The following is a 14,833-nucleotide window of genomic DNA, read 5'->3' on the forward strand; positions in this document are numbered from 1 at the left end:
TTCAGACACGCGCAGCGGCACGACGTTGAAGCCAGACCAGAAGCGCGATCACCGACAGGATGATCGCCGCGATGACGAGGATCTGGCCCCAACCGAACCCGATGCCGTCGACGAGCGGGATCACGGTTGACTCACCCTGCTCGAGCAGGTGGTGCTGCAGCATCCAGACCCGCATCGGGTCCAGGAACATCCCGACCGACACGATCCCACTGGCGAAGGCCATGACAACGACCACCAGGATCGCGATCCAGTCATCTTCGGTCGTCGACGGCGAGTTAGGCATCGATCCGACCCTCCGCCGGGAGGGCTCCAGATTGGGTTCGCTCCGGCGAGCCAGGTGGGTCCAGGAGCGCCGCGATCGCGGAACGCAGTTCAGCTCCGCGGCGCGTCGCGGCGCGCTTCTCCTTCCCCCGCCGCGGTGCGACCACGTCATAGGGCGCGATGTCCTGGAGCTGCTGCTGCAGCGACTTCAACTCCAACGCGAGGCCAGCCGCTTCCCACCGAGCTTCGTCACTTGAGTGCCAGCTGACGTAGAAGCCTTCGAGGAGATCCACGGGCCGAAAAAGGGAGTGATCAGCGAGGCTGCGGGACAGGTCATCGCGCAGCCTCCTTTCCCAGCGTCGCAGAACACTGACATCAGGGAACAGCTGAGTCAGTGCCAGGACTCCCACGATTGCGAAAATGTAGCCCACCCAGGGGGGAAGTCCGTTGGCGGCGGACCACACCGCCCCCAGCACTTCGACGATGAACAACAGAGGCAGTGCCACGGCGGCCCGGTCGACGATGCGGTACTTCTGGTCGTAGCTGGCGAGGATCGCTTCTGCCTCATCGCGACGTTCAGGGTTGATGAGGGTCTGATGGCGCGCGACGGGGATGGGGTCGCCACGACGGCCGTCTCGCAGTGGGCTCAGCTGGGCGGAGTTCATGATGGTCCTTCCTGGTTGCGTCATTCGGCGTCGGGGCGGCGATAGGTGATGACCTGGGTGTCGGACATCGTCAGGAGCCCTTCTTCGCCGGTTTCGAGATCTCGGTACTCGATCGCGAGCTGCTCGTCGTCGACGACGTCGTTTTCGACGCCTTCAATGACGCCCCACAAGCCGAGGGTTTCGTCGGTTTGCAGGAGATCTCCGACCTCGAGCTCGGCAGCGGGACCATCGATGGCCGAGCCGTATCCGTCGCCCTGATCGCCGACTGCATCGTCGTCGCTGTCCTCGTCGACGGGATCGGGGACGAACCTGACCGCGGCACGAGCGAGGGGGGTGACGGTGGACGGGCGGGGAGCATCGAGACGAGCCGCGGCAGCGGCCGGATCCCACGGGACGATCTCGGCGGTGGCCCACTGGTAGTAGTCCGGCTCGAGATCTTCCCCCTCGCCGTCATCGCTGATGATCGGGTCGGGATCCTTCACCATCATCCGGCTGTAGTCGGGTTCCGCGGGGCGGAGGGTGTCGAGGTGCTGCCAGTCAGCGGTGTCGGTGGAGTCGAGCTTGGCGGGGTCGGGAGTGTAGAACGCTTGGATCTCCACAGGCGTCGACTCGTTGTTGAGGGTGACGCCGCGGCCGCGCTTGTTGCGAGGGATCGCAACTCCGACGACGAACGAGTCCCACATCATGTTGGCGCCCTGCGGGGAGAGCCGGCCGAAGCTGACGCGGGCACCGAAGTTGTCGCGCATCTCACCGCCAAGGAACTCGACATCGGGGCGCTGGAGCCCCAAGAGCATGTGGATCTTCGCGCTACGAGCGAGGCGGGCGAGGTCGGAGAGAAGATCCAGGACTGGAGCCTGAGCGGGGGCACCCTTGGGCTTGACGGTCTTGTACCAACGCTGCACTCGAGCTTTGAACGTGGCGTACTCGTCGATGATCAACGCGAGGGGGTCGAAGTCCTCGAGTCTTGCCGTCCCGTTTTCGAGCTGGGAGTACCGCTGCTCCATCAGCTCGTGGGCCGCGTGCAGCATCCGCACCTGGTGTTCGACCCGAGCCCCGACGAGCTCGACGTTGTGCCAGTCGCGGAACCCCGCGAACTCGATCCGCTTCCCATCGAGCACCCACACCCGCCAATGCGCGTGAGCCAGGTGCGTCAACACGGTGTGCTGGAAGCTGGTCTTACCGGAACCGGTGCCACCGATGACGAGGCAGTGCGGCGAGACGGCGGGGTGCCAGTGCTGGATCCCGCCGTCCTCGTCGACGCCGATCGGGATCTTGAAGCCCTTGTAAGCGGCATGGGTCAGTGGCGCGGCCGGCTTCACCTCGTGGAGCACGAGATCGGGCATGTCGGGGCGGACCTCGAATACGACCTTGTCACCTTCGAGATCCCATCGAGCCCGCCAACGGCCGGCGAGCATCGAGGAGATGACCTTCTCGATCGAGGACCGCCGTGCCGCGTGAGCAAGCTTTGGGCCGACGTCGTGCTTGACCTCGATCTTGGACACCGATCCGTCCTCGGCGCTGGTCACCGAAACGTTCGCCCCCGGATCGACGACCTTCTTGACGACCTCGACGGCGCGCTGGTGTTCCCGGGAGACCGCATCCGCGGAAGGCGCGATCTCCGCGACCAGCCAGCAGCGTCGCGAGTTGTGCTTGCGGATCCGATACTCCTCACCGAGCCGTCGTCCCAGACCGGCGAGGATCTGCTCAACGAAACGCGGATCGGTGTCGTCGACGTGAGATGCCCACCGGATCTTGATCCGCTCGGGAGACCCCACCCACCCCCGCGTCCACTTCACGGGTTCGACGAGAGAACGAGACGGCTGCGAGGCACCCAGCAAGGGGAGCAGCGCTTCGATGGCCGGGTCCATCCGACCGGCCCGCTGGAATGCCCGGACCCCTGCGGCGAGCGACGCCGCGGCCAGCAAACCGGCACCGACCCAGACCAGAGGGATGAGGGTGGTGAACGGGCGGACCGTGTTGAGCCCAGTGATTGCAGTGGCCACCGCCAAAGCAAGAAGCGCGGGGATGACCCCGGTCAGTTGCCGGCGCGGAAGAACGCCCAGGGCGACCCCCGCCGGCGGAGTCGGTCGCGCCGGCGGTCGGTTCGCCACACGAGTTGCCATCGGTTACCTCCTCGAGGGGCAGCGACGGTCGCAACCCTCTGCGAGGTATAGGCCTGCGTTCTCTCCCTTCGCGGACATCGCGAGATCCCCCCGCGCGCCGCACTCGTGATGTCCCCCACACCCGACGGCGCTCAGCGATAGCGGAGAGAGAGCGACCGAGCCGGTGACGGCGCTGACAATCTACGTGGCGAGATCGAGTGTTGCGCTAGATCCTCGGACGCAATGGCGCAATAACCCCGCCACTATCGCGCATGCCCCCGCTTGACACGGGTGATAGGATCAGCCCGAACGGCGTTCTGCCGCAGGCACGGTTGTCGGACGGGCTGAACCCCTCCCCCATGTAGCTATTTCCAGACGTCGACCCGGCGCAGTTATTGCGCAATACCGCGGCGCATAACAGCGGAATATCGCGCCGCACATCCTCGGGACCGGCTGCCTCCAGGTCGCGAAGCGGAGACGCTTATTGGTCGACGTCGAGAGGGGTGCTCGATTGCTGCGCCTGGATCTCGCGGCGCCGCTCCCACTCACCCCGTAGCCATTCCCCTTGCCGCTGAGCTGCAGCCCGGCTGCTCCCCCGCGCTCGAGCTGGCGCCGGTGGGAAGGGTTCGCCCGCGTTGTATGTCTTCTCGAGCCGATCGGCTTCGAGCTCGAAGGCAGCCGCGACGAGACCGGCCAGAGACGGAGCGCCGTCGTTCTCATCCCGCGTCGCCCACCACGCTGCCTTGAGGCGTGAATGCAGGTCGACGGGGAGGTAGTAGGCCTGATGGCCGAGTCCGGATGCACCGCGTGGGTTCGCTCCTCGAGCGCGAGGTGGCGGCGCAGGGAACGGGTTTCCCTCGTTGTACGTCTTCTCGAGGTGGCACGCTTCACGGGCGAACGCGACCTCTACGAGCCCTGCAAGAGAGGGCGCGCCGTCGACTTCATCCCGGGTTGCCCACCACGCGGCTTTGAGCCGGATGTGCAGGGCTGTGGGGATGAAGTAGGAGAACGACCGATATCCGGTGGCGGAGGCCCTGCCCGGTGGGCGGGGAGTCTCCTCGGCGGCGTTGACGTCTCTTGTTGGCACGAATCGCAGACTGGAGATGGAGGATGTTGCCCCTTTTTCAGGGGGCGGCGGGTTCCCCCACCCTAACCTCGACGGCCGTCGGACGATAAGGGTAAGCGCCCGTGATTCCGGTGTTTCCAGGGGTCAGAGTCGCCGGCACGAGCCGTCAGCGGGGCAGAGTTCCAGGCCGTAGAGACGGAAGAACTCTTCGGGCTCCACGTAGCCGGCGTACTGGGCTGGGGCTCCGAGGGCGGTGGCGTCGCGTAGCTGCGCGACGGCCTGGTTGGTGGTGCCGTTCTTGTTGATGCGGATGTCGAGGTGGCAGCCGCTGCTCGGGGGGACGTTGCCCACGACCCCGATCTGCTGTCCGGCTTGGACGGTGTCGCCGACGTCGACGAGGCGCTGGCTCTTGTACATGTGGAGGTACTCGACCAGGAAGCCGTCCGGGTGCCGGATGGTGAGGAAGAGCGCACTGCTGAGGGTGACTGTTCCGGGAAGCGTCGCGTAGACGGGATCCCCGCACGGGTTGGGCCACCGTTGGAAGTCCAGGGCGGGGTGCCACGTCGACGTGCCGGGGATGTTGATGTTGCGGGGCCCGTAGCCGGATGTCATCTGATAGCCGGGCGCGAGCGGGTAGGCGGCTTTTCCGATGACGGTGCCGCTGCCTCCGCAGCTGATCGACCCGCTCACGGCGCCGATGACCTGCTGCGCGGCGGTCTCCCATTTGTCGTATGCGTCGGGGAACGCGGAGACCTGCACCTTCTGTGCAGCTTCGCCCAGGGGCATGCTCTCCCACCCGGGGATGTCCAGCAGTCCCCGCGGGGTTCCCTGGTTCGGGCCCTCGGGCCCTCCGAAGAACGCCTTGGCCGCGTACGTCGGGTCCATCAGGTCTTCGAGCGTCCCCCACCCGGAAACCCGCTGCTGGAAGAAGTTGACCGAGTCGTGGTCACTTCCGACCGCGTCATGGGGGTAGTTCAGGGAAGCCGGGACGGTGGAGTTGGCGTACATCTTCAGCCCCGACTCCTGCAGGGCCGTCATGATCGCGATCTGCTGTCCCTTGACCGATACGCCCAGTGACTGAGCGACCGCGAGGATCGTCGCCGCGTGGTTCAGTTCGGTGGTCCCGAGAGTTCGCTTGGAGCCACCCGTGGTCTGCACCGCGAGGGAGCTCGTCGACGCCGAGCCTGTGGTCGTGCACTGGGATCCGGACCCCGACCCTGCCCCCATGCTGCTGCCGAGCAACATGACGACGAACATCGTGTATCCGGCGAAGATCGCCACGGGGACCAGCACGATCGCGACGACCCAGAGGATCACCTTGCGCGAGGCCGGAGTCTCGCCGACCCCGTCGACGCCGGCAGGGCCTGCGTCGACGGGACGATCGAAGGTGGTGGACATCTGTCAGCTCACCCCTGGCTGAGAGCGAGCCGGTTGCGCAGCTCGAGACTCCGCGGCGATCGCGCCCCGCGCGGAGCCAGCGTCGAGATGTCGACTGCGCTTCCAGCGGGGCGACGCTCGACATGACCGACGCCTGAGGCGTCCACGACGATCCGGCGAGGAGCGTCGGGGGTTTGCTGAGCTCCGACGGACTCGATAACCACCGGGGCGGGCGAGGTCCTCGACTCGCCCGATCGGCCCGAGGCGCTCTGAACGGCGCTCACCCCGGAGGAGATCGCCTTGCCCGCGCCCCTCCGAGTCACTCGGCCGCCCACCTCGAGCGCAGCAGCTCCGGCAGCACCCGCTAGCCCGCCGGCGCCCGCACCCTTCGCGATCCGTGCGCTGGTGAAGATCAGGTCGGCGGTCTTGGAGGCCTTGGCTGCTGCCCCCGCCCCGGCCCCACCTGGGCCGCGCTGAGCCGGCGGAAGGGCCGCAGGTCCACCGGACGACGGCGCAGGCGGTGTAGGTGCGGCAGGGCCACGGGTAGCCGCGAAGGAGGCGGGTCCCGGGCCTGAGCCGCCAGCTGGGCCAAGGTCGCTTCCGAGGAAGTTGATGGATCGGGCATCCACGTTCCGGTCCGGTCGTCGGACGGCTGCGGAGGCGACGGCTGAGACGGCTCCCATTGCGGCAACAGCTTTGACGTTGTCGCGCTCCTTCGCGCCTGCTTTGCCCATGCCGAACTTGGACAGCTGCTCGGCCATAGAGCGGCCTGCCTTCTTCGCCGCCATCCGCGCCCGGACGAGCAGGAATAGGAGCACGCACATCGTGAAGGTCGCGAAAGTCATCTGCGCCACAACGGGGATCCCGAGGCCGCTCAGGCCGGTGATCATGGCGACGGTGAGCTTGAGGACCGCGGCCATCAGCACCGCCATCAGCACGATGGCCACCAGTCCCATGAATGTGTCCGCGAGCGAGCGCCACAGCGGGTAGCGGCTGACCGGGAGGATGCCGAGGTAGACGTTCCACATCGCCTTGAGCGCAGCGATGAGGAATCCGATGACCGTGACCAGGAACAACACCCCGAACGCCACCGGCAGCAGGAACAATGCCAACGCCCCGGGGGTCATGGTGACGGCGGTAGCGACCTGGCCGAAGTTCGGGTTCTGGTTGTAGCTCTTGGCAGCCTCGTCACATGCGCCGACTGCGTCGCGGACCTCGTTGCCGCCGGTGTTGATGGGCGCTGAGGTGGTCATCGTCTCGGTGAAAGTGGTGGCACAGGTTCCCTCGAGCGCGTGCCCGAACGCGATCGTCTGCGCAGGGACCTTCACGAAGATGTCCACCAGCTGGGATGAGACGGCGGCGCTGAGCATGTCTTCGGAGTCGAGGGTGGTGTCGTTGATGTCGTCGCTGACGACGGCCGCGGCGATCTGCCCGCCGTACTCCTGGGCTTGGTCGAGTGCGCCGTTGGTGGCAGTGAGGGTGGCGACCGGGTTGGCGAGGATGCTGGTGGCCAGGACAGCGCAGGTTGCGGAGATCACGATCTCGGCCCATCCGGTGGAGTGGCGGCCGAGCATGATCGCAATCCCGGCGACACCGCCGGAGATCATCAAAGCGAACGGGATCCAGTGGATCTGGCCGAGGACTGCTTCGACGACATCCGCCAGCCCGGCGAAGGGCGCGGCGATGACCTCAACCCACTCGAAGGACAGCAGCCAGTTGCAGAACCAGATCATCCAGCCGACCAACCCCAGATGGCCGGTCCAGATGGGGTCGAGCCAGGCGGCGATGAACGCCTTGCCCCAGGTGAACACGTCGCCGCGGTCGAGGGGGAGCACGGTGTACGAGGACAGCGGGACTCCCCCACTGTCGGTGATGTCTCCTCCCAGCAGGAAGGGGGCGGCGCCAGAGCCGTCTGCAGCGAACGCCCAGTACGTGTTGCCGAAGACGATCAGGAACACGTCGACGAGGACGATTGCGCTGATGCGAGCCCACCAGGGGTGTTCGCGAGCGAAGTGGCGGATGCGCCAGAAGGCGCCGCCCAAGGTGGTGAAGGTGTGTCGGTAGAAGGTGATCATGATGCCTTCAAGGAGGGGGTCGAGAGCACTGCTTGACGGCGTTCGGGGCGCTCGGGGAGGGTCTTACGGAACTTGCCGATTCGACCGCGCTGGTCTCGGACGAGGCCCTCTCCTCGACGATCAGCTGCGACTCGGCCGTCTGGTCCTAGCGGGGAGAGCTCCTCGGTGACGACTTTGACCATCGCTGCGTCGGCGGGTTCACCGGTCAGCCACTCGATCGCGCGGCGAGCGAGGTCCTTGTCGGTCTGTCGCATGACGTACCGGGTCTTGAGGAGACCGCGGGTCTGGGTTTCCCCGAAGTCGGCCGGGTCGTGCGAGCCGAGCGCGAAGTAGGCGCGGTGCTTGCGGCCGTCTCGGATCCCGATGCGCAGATCCCTCTCGCCTTCGGGCGACTGGGTGATGTGGTGGGTTTCGTCGAAGTAGGCGCCGGCGAGCTCGCGCGGGTTCATGAAGCAGACCTCGCGGGAGATCCCCATGAGCATCGCGTACATGGCGCGGCCGTAGATCTTCTCCAGGGGCATCTCGTCGAACAGGTGCGCGTGCTCGAGCTCGGTCTTATCCGGAAGCGCGAGGCCGTGGGTGAGGAACACGATGGCGCGTGATTGGAGATCCACCGCCGGCAGACCGTCATCGAAGAGGACCTCGCCGATGTCCTTGGACGCGACGAGGTTGATCAGGCCGGCGAGCTCGTCGCTTTCGGGCGAGGTGAATGTCTTGAGGTGGCCGGTCAGCCGTCCGAGGCTTGTGATGTCGTGAGCGGCGACGTACTCCGGTTCGAGGAGCCGCGACAGAGCGACACCGCGGGAGTCTCGCGCCCGGATGCCGAGCATGACCGCGAAGAGGCTTTGCACCATGCGCGCGCCCACACGGGGTCCGAACACGCGCAGCGGGTCCAGTGAGTACTCCGGCGACATCAGGTCGACGACCGCGGTGGTGTCGGGGCGCAGGCTCTGCGCGAAGGCCGCGTACTCCTTGGATTCGGTGCGGTCGATGGCGACCACGCGGCCGTTGCGGTCGACGGTGTCCCCCATGTCGCACTTGAGGAGCACGCTCTTGCCCGCGCCGAGCTCAGCGACGACGCCGAAACTGGCGCTCGTGTCAGCTTGAATGCTGCCGTCAGCGTCTCTGAGGATCGGGGTGTGGCGGGCGGTGGAGATGTTTTCGCCGAACCGGGCGCCCTTCTCGTCGCCGAGTTCGTTGCTGACCAGGGGGACACCTGTAGCGAACTCGCGACCAGTGGTGATCTGGGTGAGCTCGCGAGCGATTCGCCCGGTGGCGACGCCGGGCAGCATCGCCCACCAGAGCTCTTCCTGCGCCCCCAGCGGTGCCTCGAGGAGAAAGTCGGCGCGCTTGTACTCGTCTGCGACGAATCGTGCCTTGGCTTTCGCGGCGTCGGGGGTGTCGGCTCCGACAGCGAACAGGACGGTCGCTTGAACCTCGACCTCCTTGTCGGAGCGGTTGAGAGAGGCGTGGTAGGCCGCGAGCGTCTCCGCGATCTCGCTGAGGTCGGTCCCGCCACCGGTGATGGTGGCAGTGCCCTCCTGGTGCTTGTACTGCTCCTCGAGCGCGGACTCGGCCTTCTTGTTGCGGCGCTTGACTTCCTCAGCGCCGGTGACGGTCAACCGCACTGCCCAGTCGACGTCGAGCGGGAACTGGTCGACGTGAGAGATCCACTCAACGCCGGGAGACACCCACCCTGCCCGGGGAGCACCCACGAGAGCCTGGATCACCTGGTACGAGGACGACTCGTCGGAGTAGGGGCTGTGCACCTTGACGTAGCGGCGCTTGAACGGGAGGAACTGCTGGCCGGTCTTCGGGTTGATGTCGCTTTGCCCGCCCTCGTCGATCCAGGGGTTGGGCATCGACGACGGCATCTGGAAGTGCGCGAGCTCATCGGCGGGGAACCCGTCGACGACGTCGCTTTGAGCCGGCGGGACGGGAGCAGCGACATCTGCGGCGAGTCCGCGCTGCTGGGAGTGCAGGGCGATCCAGATCTGCTCAGCCGGCGTCGCCCGAGTAGGTCGGAAGGCGGAGGGGATGCGCACTTCGATTTCCTTCGCCATCTGCGCGGCCTCACGGATCTCGGCATCGGAGGGAAGCTGCCGGGGAAGAGCGAGGCTGTCGCGCAGCTTGCTGTCTGCAGCACGCAGCGCTGACATCGTCCGGCCCTTCACCGACCCGGCGGACAGCGGAACGGAGAACCAGAACGCGCGGGTGCCGAGGGGGATCTGTTCGAGGGCGTCCAGCGTCAGAATGACCTCGTCCTTCCAGTCGGGGCATTCCTCGATTGAGATCCCGTCCAGCATCCGGTCGACGATCGCGACAGGGTCGAGGTCAGCACACAGGCCAAGCAGGAGCCCCTCGCCGCGGTGGGCCTGGAAGAGAGCTTGGTGGTGGGCTTTGACGAGCTGCTTGGTCGCCGCAGTGCCGTAGCCGTACGGAAGCGGCTGCAACCGCCACGTCGCCCAGACCACGCCCGAACGGGTCCACATGAGGTTGTCTGTCATGGCTGTCGCGGGAATCTGCATCGTCTCGCCTTTCAGTCGGTCGGTGTGGCCAGCAGCAGATCGTGACCGCCGCCGAGGGATGCCGTGATCGGCGTGCCGCCGAGAACGGGGAGGAGTGGTGCATAGCTCGTCTCTGCGTCGAGCAGGAGTGCCTTGATGACACAGCCGCGGCCGCGGCCGATGACGCCGAGCAGGATGCTGGTGCGCTGCATGGTCAGTTGTCTCCTCGGGCTTGCTGGAGCAGCCGTTCGACGCCGCTGACCGCATGCGCGGAAGTGCGTGCCGGCAGCGGCGTCGAACGCTGCGAGATGACCGGTTCGACCACGGCGGGCGGGGCCGGCTGGGGCGCGGTGGTGGTGTCCTCGTCCAGGGCGAGTGCGATCGTGACGGGCTCGGCGATCGTGGCCTTACCTCCCGCGAAATGCGGAGGGCGTACCCGCAGCGTGGTCCCGCGGTATCGGCCTGCGGCAGGGCGCGTCATCGCGGCGAGGCCGCTGCTGATCACGCTGAGCAGGTTCCGACGTGTTGCGGGGATCCGTCCGGCTCCCCAAGCTGCAGCCCAGGACACGCCTGCAGCGATGGGGATGTCGACGATCGGAGAGCCAGTCCCCCACAGTCCCTGGGTCACCAGGGTGCCGATCAGGAAGATCGCGAGGACCACTCCCTGAGCGAGCGTGTAGGGGCCCCCGGGGATCTTCGTGCCGTCGTGGAGACGGCCGATGAACTTCGGGAACCGGCGGCTGCGCGTGTAGAACCGCGCAACCTCTCTCTCTTCGTCGTGCTCGGCCACAGCTGCCCCTTAGACGGCCAGCTGGGAGACGGTGGTGCCGAGAGCGTTGACGGTCTCGCCCTCGATCAGGGTCATCACCCACGGGCCGCCGATGGTGGCCATGAAGATCGCGACCCCGCACATGAGGCCGGTGATGAGTGTCGTTGCCACGGCGAACTTCACCTTTACGGCAACGACGAAGAACACGATGACGGCGGCCAGGACCACGACGCCGCGGAAGGCCGTCGTGCCATCGGCGACGAGCCCGTTGATGAAATCGAAGAATCCCATGGGAGCTTTCCTCTCGTTAGTTGCCGGCACCGGACGGTGTCGGCGTGGGGGTGGGGGTGTTCGACTCCTTGCCAGGAGCCGCTTGCGGTGCAAGATCAATGGCGCTGACCTCCCAGCGGGAGGCACGGGCGGTGAGGGTCAGGGAGTACGTCGACGTCAGCTGCTGCTCGAGGGGGCTCAGGAGCGCGACGGTCGCGAGCACCCGGACGGTGTCCCCGTCGTCGGGTGATCCCTTGGGCATGACATCGGCACGGAGCTCGTCGACCTTCGCGTCGACGTAGGGCGCTGGGGTGATCGGGGCGATGTCGGTCCCGGGAGACGTGTACCGGGACAGCTCCCCGGATCCCGCGAGATAGGCGCCGAGGAACGCGCTGACAGTCTCCGCAGCAGGATCAGACCCGCTGACCAGCTGGTTGTACACCAGTGCGGTGGCGGAGCCTTGCTGAGGGGCGGCGATCTGCGCCGGCAACCCGACAGCGCGAAGCGCATCGCTGCCGACCGCGATCGCGACCTGGTAGTAGCGACGCGGCCACGCCGTGGTGCTTTCTTCCGCAGCGTCGCTCACGGACAGCTCTTTGACGTTCGCCGCGACCACAACGTTGACGAAGCTGGTTCCAGCGATCGGGGTGATGGACACGACACCGAGATCTCGGTACTCCCACCGCTGCTCTGACATCTGGCGAAGCGATCCCAGGTCGACATAGGTGCCGAGGTCGCCCGGCTCCTTCTTGGTCGCCCCCAGCCAGGAACCCACGAACCCGAGGGCATAGTCCCCGGCGGTCTGCTCGCGGACATTGAGTCCAGCGGTCTGAGCCTGCGTCGACGAAGCCGCCACAGGAGCGGGCTGCATGCTCGTGACGAGCAACGCGATCGGTCCGCAGGCGATGGCAGTGAACAGCACTCCGGAGACCACCATGCCGCTGAGCTGGCGCCCGTGCGTCCAGGTACTGCCTTTCGCCTCAGGGGCCTGCTTCTGCTTCGCCACCTTCGGTGTCTTCTGTCGCTTCTCCCGCGCCATCACACACCTCCTCGGGGCTGCAGCTGAGCGACCCGCATTGCTGCAGGGGCCGCGTCACGAAGCTCTTCAACAGCGGCGATCACACGGCCGTGGGTGGACGGGTCGAAGGGGCGATCCAGGGTTCCCGCGACGGCTTCCTCGAAGCCCTGCCGGGCGCGAATGGCGCGCGCCGCATCCGGCTTGAACCCTTCCCACATCGCGTCATCCGCGCTGCTGCTCTCGCTCACGTCCCTGTCCCTTCCGACGGCCTGAACCTCCACCCGGGCTGGGTGGCATATCGGTATAGGCCCGACTTCCAGCCCTTCGCGGACATCGCGAGACGAAGAAATCTTGCGCGGATATTGCAGGCGTGCAGCCGTTGAGGAAATGACGGTTGAGCGGGTCTTTTACAGGCTGAGGACTCGCCAGAACACAGGAACAGCGCGCAGATCGATTCACCGGCCGGTACCCCCTCTCCCGTTTTCCAGGATCTGAACCAGGGGTGCTGAGGAACGTGGCCCTTCGTCAACCGACGTCACGACGAAGGGCCATTTCTCATGACTGCTTGGGCGAAGACTTCCCCTCTTGCCGACCAGCTTTTCGACGAGTGGAACGCCACCCACTCCCACACCACCCACCCGTTCGGCGAGCTCGGCGAGCTCACCGGCGACGAGGCAGTGGCACTCATCCGCCACCCCCAGGAGCAGCACGAACGCGACGCGATCCTGATCACGCTGCTCCGCCTCGAGCACGCCGGCGACACCTTCGCCGGCCGAGTACTCCTCAAGTCGTTCATGCCCCTCGCGCTGCGACTGCCCTCTACGGTCTCCGCCATGCGCCCGCTGTGGCAGCACTCCCCCGCCGACGCTCGCACCGCCACCATCGGCGTGCTCTGGGAGGTCATCCACACCTACCCGCTGCACCGCGTGAACTCCGTCAGCGGCAACATCCGTCTCGAGACGATCAAGGCGCTCGGCCGGGCATACGGCAACGAAGCAAGCGTCGACTCCCTCGCCGTCGAGGACGAAGTACTCGAGAAGATCGCCGGCGCCGACGAGAGCGATGACGTCTTCCGCGACCTCGTGACGATCCTCACCTGGGCGATCGACACCAACGTGCTCCGGCGCGACGAAGTCCAGCTCCTCGCACGCATTGAGCTCGCCGAGGGTGACCCCGGTGACGCCCGCGACGCAGCAGCAGAACAGCTCGGCGTCTCCCGGGAGACCCTCAACCGACGGGTCTGCCGCATCCGCACGAAGCTCATGCACGCCGTCTCGGGCGACCTGGACGCGAAGGTCTCCTACGCGCCTCGCCGCAGCTGAGCCACCCCCTCACCCGGCACACGGCGTAGCCCACACTTCCCCCAAACCGACAGGGCCCTTGGATGGCCCCCAGGGGCCCTGTCATCCCTCCCCGGCACCTGAGACGCAGAGTCATGGCCAGAATCCCCCCAGAGAGCCTCACAGGCGCCCTCAGAGCGCCCATGAGCCCGACGACCTCCCCTCCCCCGCCCCGCGGTCGAGTCATCGTCATGTCCGCGGCCGCGGCACACCGACCCCGTCACTCCCCAGCGATACCCTCGACACATCGAGCGCATCCACGCCGCCATACCCCCGGCAACAACATGCGCATTGTCGAGTGCAATACCAGGCGCAATAACACTGCAATACTGCCGCCTATCTTGCGCTCTACATGCGTCCTAACTGTGCTGTACCTGCGGCGGATACCCGCTCTACTTGCGCCAGTACAGCCGCCATATCCGGCGCCTACATTGCGCATTGCTTCCGGCACGCTTGCGTCATCCATCCGCACGAACAGCGTCTGTCATGCGCGGCGCATGCGGCACATCAAACGCCGACGTTGCGCATGCCTGGCGCACGTAACGCGCACGTCTGACGCTGTTAGAGCTGTACTACAGCGTGAATGTGACGCTATACTTGCACCTATGTACCCGCTGACGTTGCACTCTTATCGCGCAGCCCCTGCGCGTGAACTCCGCCCTCATAGCGCCGCTAAGGCAGCTTTCAGCCCCGCCGGGAGTCCCTCGTGAGGGTCATCGCGGTTGTGGGGCAGAAAGGCGGGGTCGGAAAGACCACGACCGCCATGAACCTCGCCGCTGCGCTTGCACGGGCCAACAAGGTCATCGTGGTCGACGTCGACCCGCAGCAGTCCGCCGCCCGCTGGGCCGAACGCGCGGGGGAGAACCTGCCGTTCGACTTCGCAGCCGATGTGGTTCCGGAGAACATCATCGGTCTCCGGAACCTGGACGACTACGACGTCGTCCTTATCGACACTCCCGGCAGCCATGAGAACACCGGTGTTCTCTCCGCCGTGCTCCGCGTCGCCGACTTCGTCGTTCTCCCTCTCGAGGCAGCCACCATGGCGATCGAGTCCGTCACCGACACCCTCGTCGAGCACGTCATCCCCGCTGGCCTCGACTACCGCCTGCTGCTGAACAAGATCGACCGGCGCCGCGGGGGACGGCGCCTGGAGGACTGGGAGGACCTTCTCGACAACGGAGAGTTCATCGACGGGGTTCAGGGCTTGCCCCGGTTCAAGAACCACATCCGCCTGTCGGCCAGCGTCGAAGACGCTCCTTTCGACGGGAAGGTCGTCACGCAGTACACCGACACGCGAGCCAACCAGGCCGCGATCTTCGATTACAGCAGCGTCGCCTTCGAGCTGACGTCGCTGTGGGCCAACCAGAAGAAGGGCGCTTGATC

General features: G+C 66.5%; 14 protein-coding genes. 2 read left to right on the plus strand and 12 right to left on the minus strand.

The features are described 5' to 3' along the window. Position 1 precedes the first annotated feature (1 nt). The 12 genes from BBA86_RS00085 to BBA86_RS00135 all read right to left on the minus strand — a co-directional run bounded on the left by BBA86_RS00085 (position 2) and on the right by BBA86_RS00135 (position 12,358). A complete protein-coding gene (locus tag BBA86_RS00085; RefSeq protein WP_065569671.1) occupies positions 2-283 on the minus strand; it encodes a hypothetical protein in 282 nt (93 codons plus the stop codon). Beyond that, positions 276-926 (minus strand): hypothetical protein, encoded by a 651-nt coding sequence (locus BBA86_RS00090; RefSeq protein WP_065569672.1) that lies wholly within the window; start codon positions 924-926, stop codon positions 276-278. Before BBA86_RS00090 ends, BBA86_RS00085 begins: the two co-directional genes overlap by 8 nt. A 20-nt stretch (positions 927-946) precedes the next feature. After that, on the minus strand, positions 947-2,929 hold the full coding sequence (locus tag BBA86_RS00095) for an FtsK/SpoIIIE domain-containing protein (RefSeq protein WP_065569673.1): 1,983 nt from the start codon (positions 2,927-2,929) through the stop codon (positions 947-949). Positions 2,930-3,509: 580 nt separating this feature from the next. Beyond that, positions 3,510-4,115, minus strand: a complete 606-nt coding sequence (locus BBA86_RS14355; protein WP_141677804.1) for a hypothetical protein — start codon at positions 4,113-4,115, stop codon at positions 3,510-3,512. A gap of 123 nt (positions 4,116-4,238) precedes the next feature. Then, a complete protein-coding gene (locus BBA86_RS00100; RefSeq protein ID WP_065569674.1) occupies positions 4,239-5,492 on the minus strand; it encodes a M23 family metallopeptidase in 1,254 nt (417 codons plus the stop codon). 8 nt (positions 5,493-5,500) lie between these two features. Next, positions 5,501-7,546 (minus strand): hypothetical protein, encoded by a 2,046-nt coding sequence (locus BBA86_RS00105; protein WP_065569675.1) that lies wholly within the window; start codon positions 7,544-7,546, stop codon positions 5,501-5,503. Then, complete coding sequence (locus BBA86_RS00110) at positions 7,543-10,053, minus strand: ATP-binding protein (RefSeq protein ID WP_223246982.1); 2,511 nt, start codon at positions 10,051-10,053, stop codon at positions 7,543-7,545. Before BBA86_RS00110 ends, BBA86_RS00105 begins: the two co-directional genes overlap by 4 nt. Before the next feature lie 32 nt (positions 10,054-10,085). Next, on the minus strand, positions 10,086-10,265 hold the full coding sequence (locus tag BBA86_RS00115) for a hypothetical protein (protein ID WP_065569677.1): 180 nt from the start codon (positions 10,263-10,265) through the stop codon (positions 10,086-10,088). A 2-nt stretch (positions 10,266-10,267) separates the two neighbouring features. Further along, entirely contained in the window at positions 10,268-10,843 is a 576-nt protein-coding gene (locus BBA86_RS00120) for a hypothetical protein (RefSeq protein WP_065569678.1), read from the minus strand. A 9-nt stretch (positions 10,844-10,852) separates the two neighbouring features. Then, on the minus strand, positions 10,853-11,113 hold the full coding sequence (locus BBA86_RS00125) for a hypothetical protein (protein WP_065569679.1): 261 nt from the start codon (positions 11,111-11,113) through the stop codon (positions 10,853-10,855). A gap of 16 nt (positions 11,114-11,129) precedes the next feature. Further along, positions 11,130-12,131: a conjugal transfer protein gene (locus BBA86_RS00130; RefSeq protein WP_065569680.1), complete on the minus strand. Its 1,002-nt coding sequence runs from the start codon at positions 12,129-12,131 to the stop codon at positions 11,130-11,132. Next, entirely contained in the window at positions 12,131-12,358 is a 228-nt protein-coding gene (locus BBA86_RS00135) for a hypothetical protein (RefSeq protein WP_141677805.1), read from the minus strand. Before BBA86_RS00135 ends, BBA86_RS00130 begins: the two co-directional genes overlap by 1 nt. A gap of 309 nt (positions 12,359-12,667) precedes the next feature. Here BBA86_RS00135 and BBA86_RS00140 point away from each other — a divergent pair, with 309 nt between their 5' ends. Both BBA86_RS00140 and BBA86_RS00145 read left to right on the plus strand, forming a co-directional pair. Next, positions 12,668-13,432 carry a hypothetical protein gene (locus BBA86_RS00140; protein WP_065569682.1) on the plus strand — a complete coding sequence of 255 codons (765 nt, stop codon included), beginning with the start codon at positions 12,668-12,670 and terminating at the stop codon, positions 13,430-13,432. 724 nt (positions 13,433-14,156) lie between these two features. Further along, a complete protein-coding gene (locus BBA86_RS00145; protein ID WP_083199371.1) occupies positions 14,157-14,831 on the plus strand; it encodes a ParA family protein in 675 nt (224 codons plus the stop codon). The last annotated feature ends 2 nt before the right edge of the window (positions 14,832-14,833 follow it).

Source organism: Microbacterium oleivorans, assembly GCF_001691565.1.
In the GTDB taxonomy this organism is placed as follows: Bacteria; Actinomycetota; Actinomycetes; order Actinomycetales; family Microbacteriaceae; genus Microbacterium; species Microbacterium oleivorans_B.

Coding starts and splice junctions, on each gene's coding strand:
- BBA86_RS00110 (WP_223246982.1), bottom strand. CDS start 10,053: ATGACAGACAACCTCATGTGGACCCGTTCGGGCGTGGTCTGGGCGACG.
- BBA86_RS00105 (WP_065569675.1), bottom strand. CDS start 7,546: ATGATCACCTTCTACCGACACACCTTCACCACCTTGGGCGGCGCCTTC.
- BBA86_RS00125 (WP_065569679.1), bottom strand. CDS start 11,113: ATGGGATTCTTCGATTTCATCAACGGGCTCGTCGCCGATGGCACGACG.
- BBA86_RS00140 (WP_065569682.1), top strand. CDS start 12,668: ATGACTGCTTGGGCGAAGACTTCCCCTCTTGCCGACCAGCTTTTCGAC.
- BBA86_RS00130 (WP_065569680.1), bottom strand. CDS start 12,131: ATGGCGCGGGAGAAGCGACAGAAGACACCGAAGGTGGCGAAGCAGAAG.
- BBA86_RS00085 (WP_065569671.1), bottom strand. CDS start 283: ATGCCTAACTCGCCGTCGACGACCGAAGATGACTGGATCGCGATCCTG.
- BBA86_RS00115 (WP_065569677.1), bottom strand. CDS start 10,265: ATGCAGCGCACCAGCATCCTGCTCGGCGTCATCGGCCGCGGCCGCGGC.
- BBA86_RS00100 (WP_065569674.1), bottom strand. CDS start 5,492: ATGTCCACCACCTTCGATCGTCCCGTCGACGCAGGCCCTGCCGGCGTC.
- BBA86_RS00090 (WP_065569672.1), bottom strand. CDS start 926: ATGAACTCCGCCCAGCTGAGCCCACTGCGAGACGGCCGTCGTGGCGAC.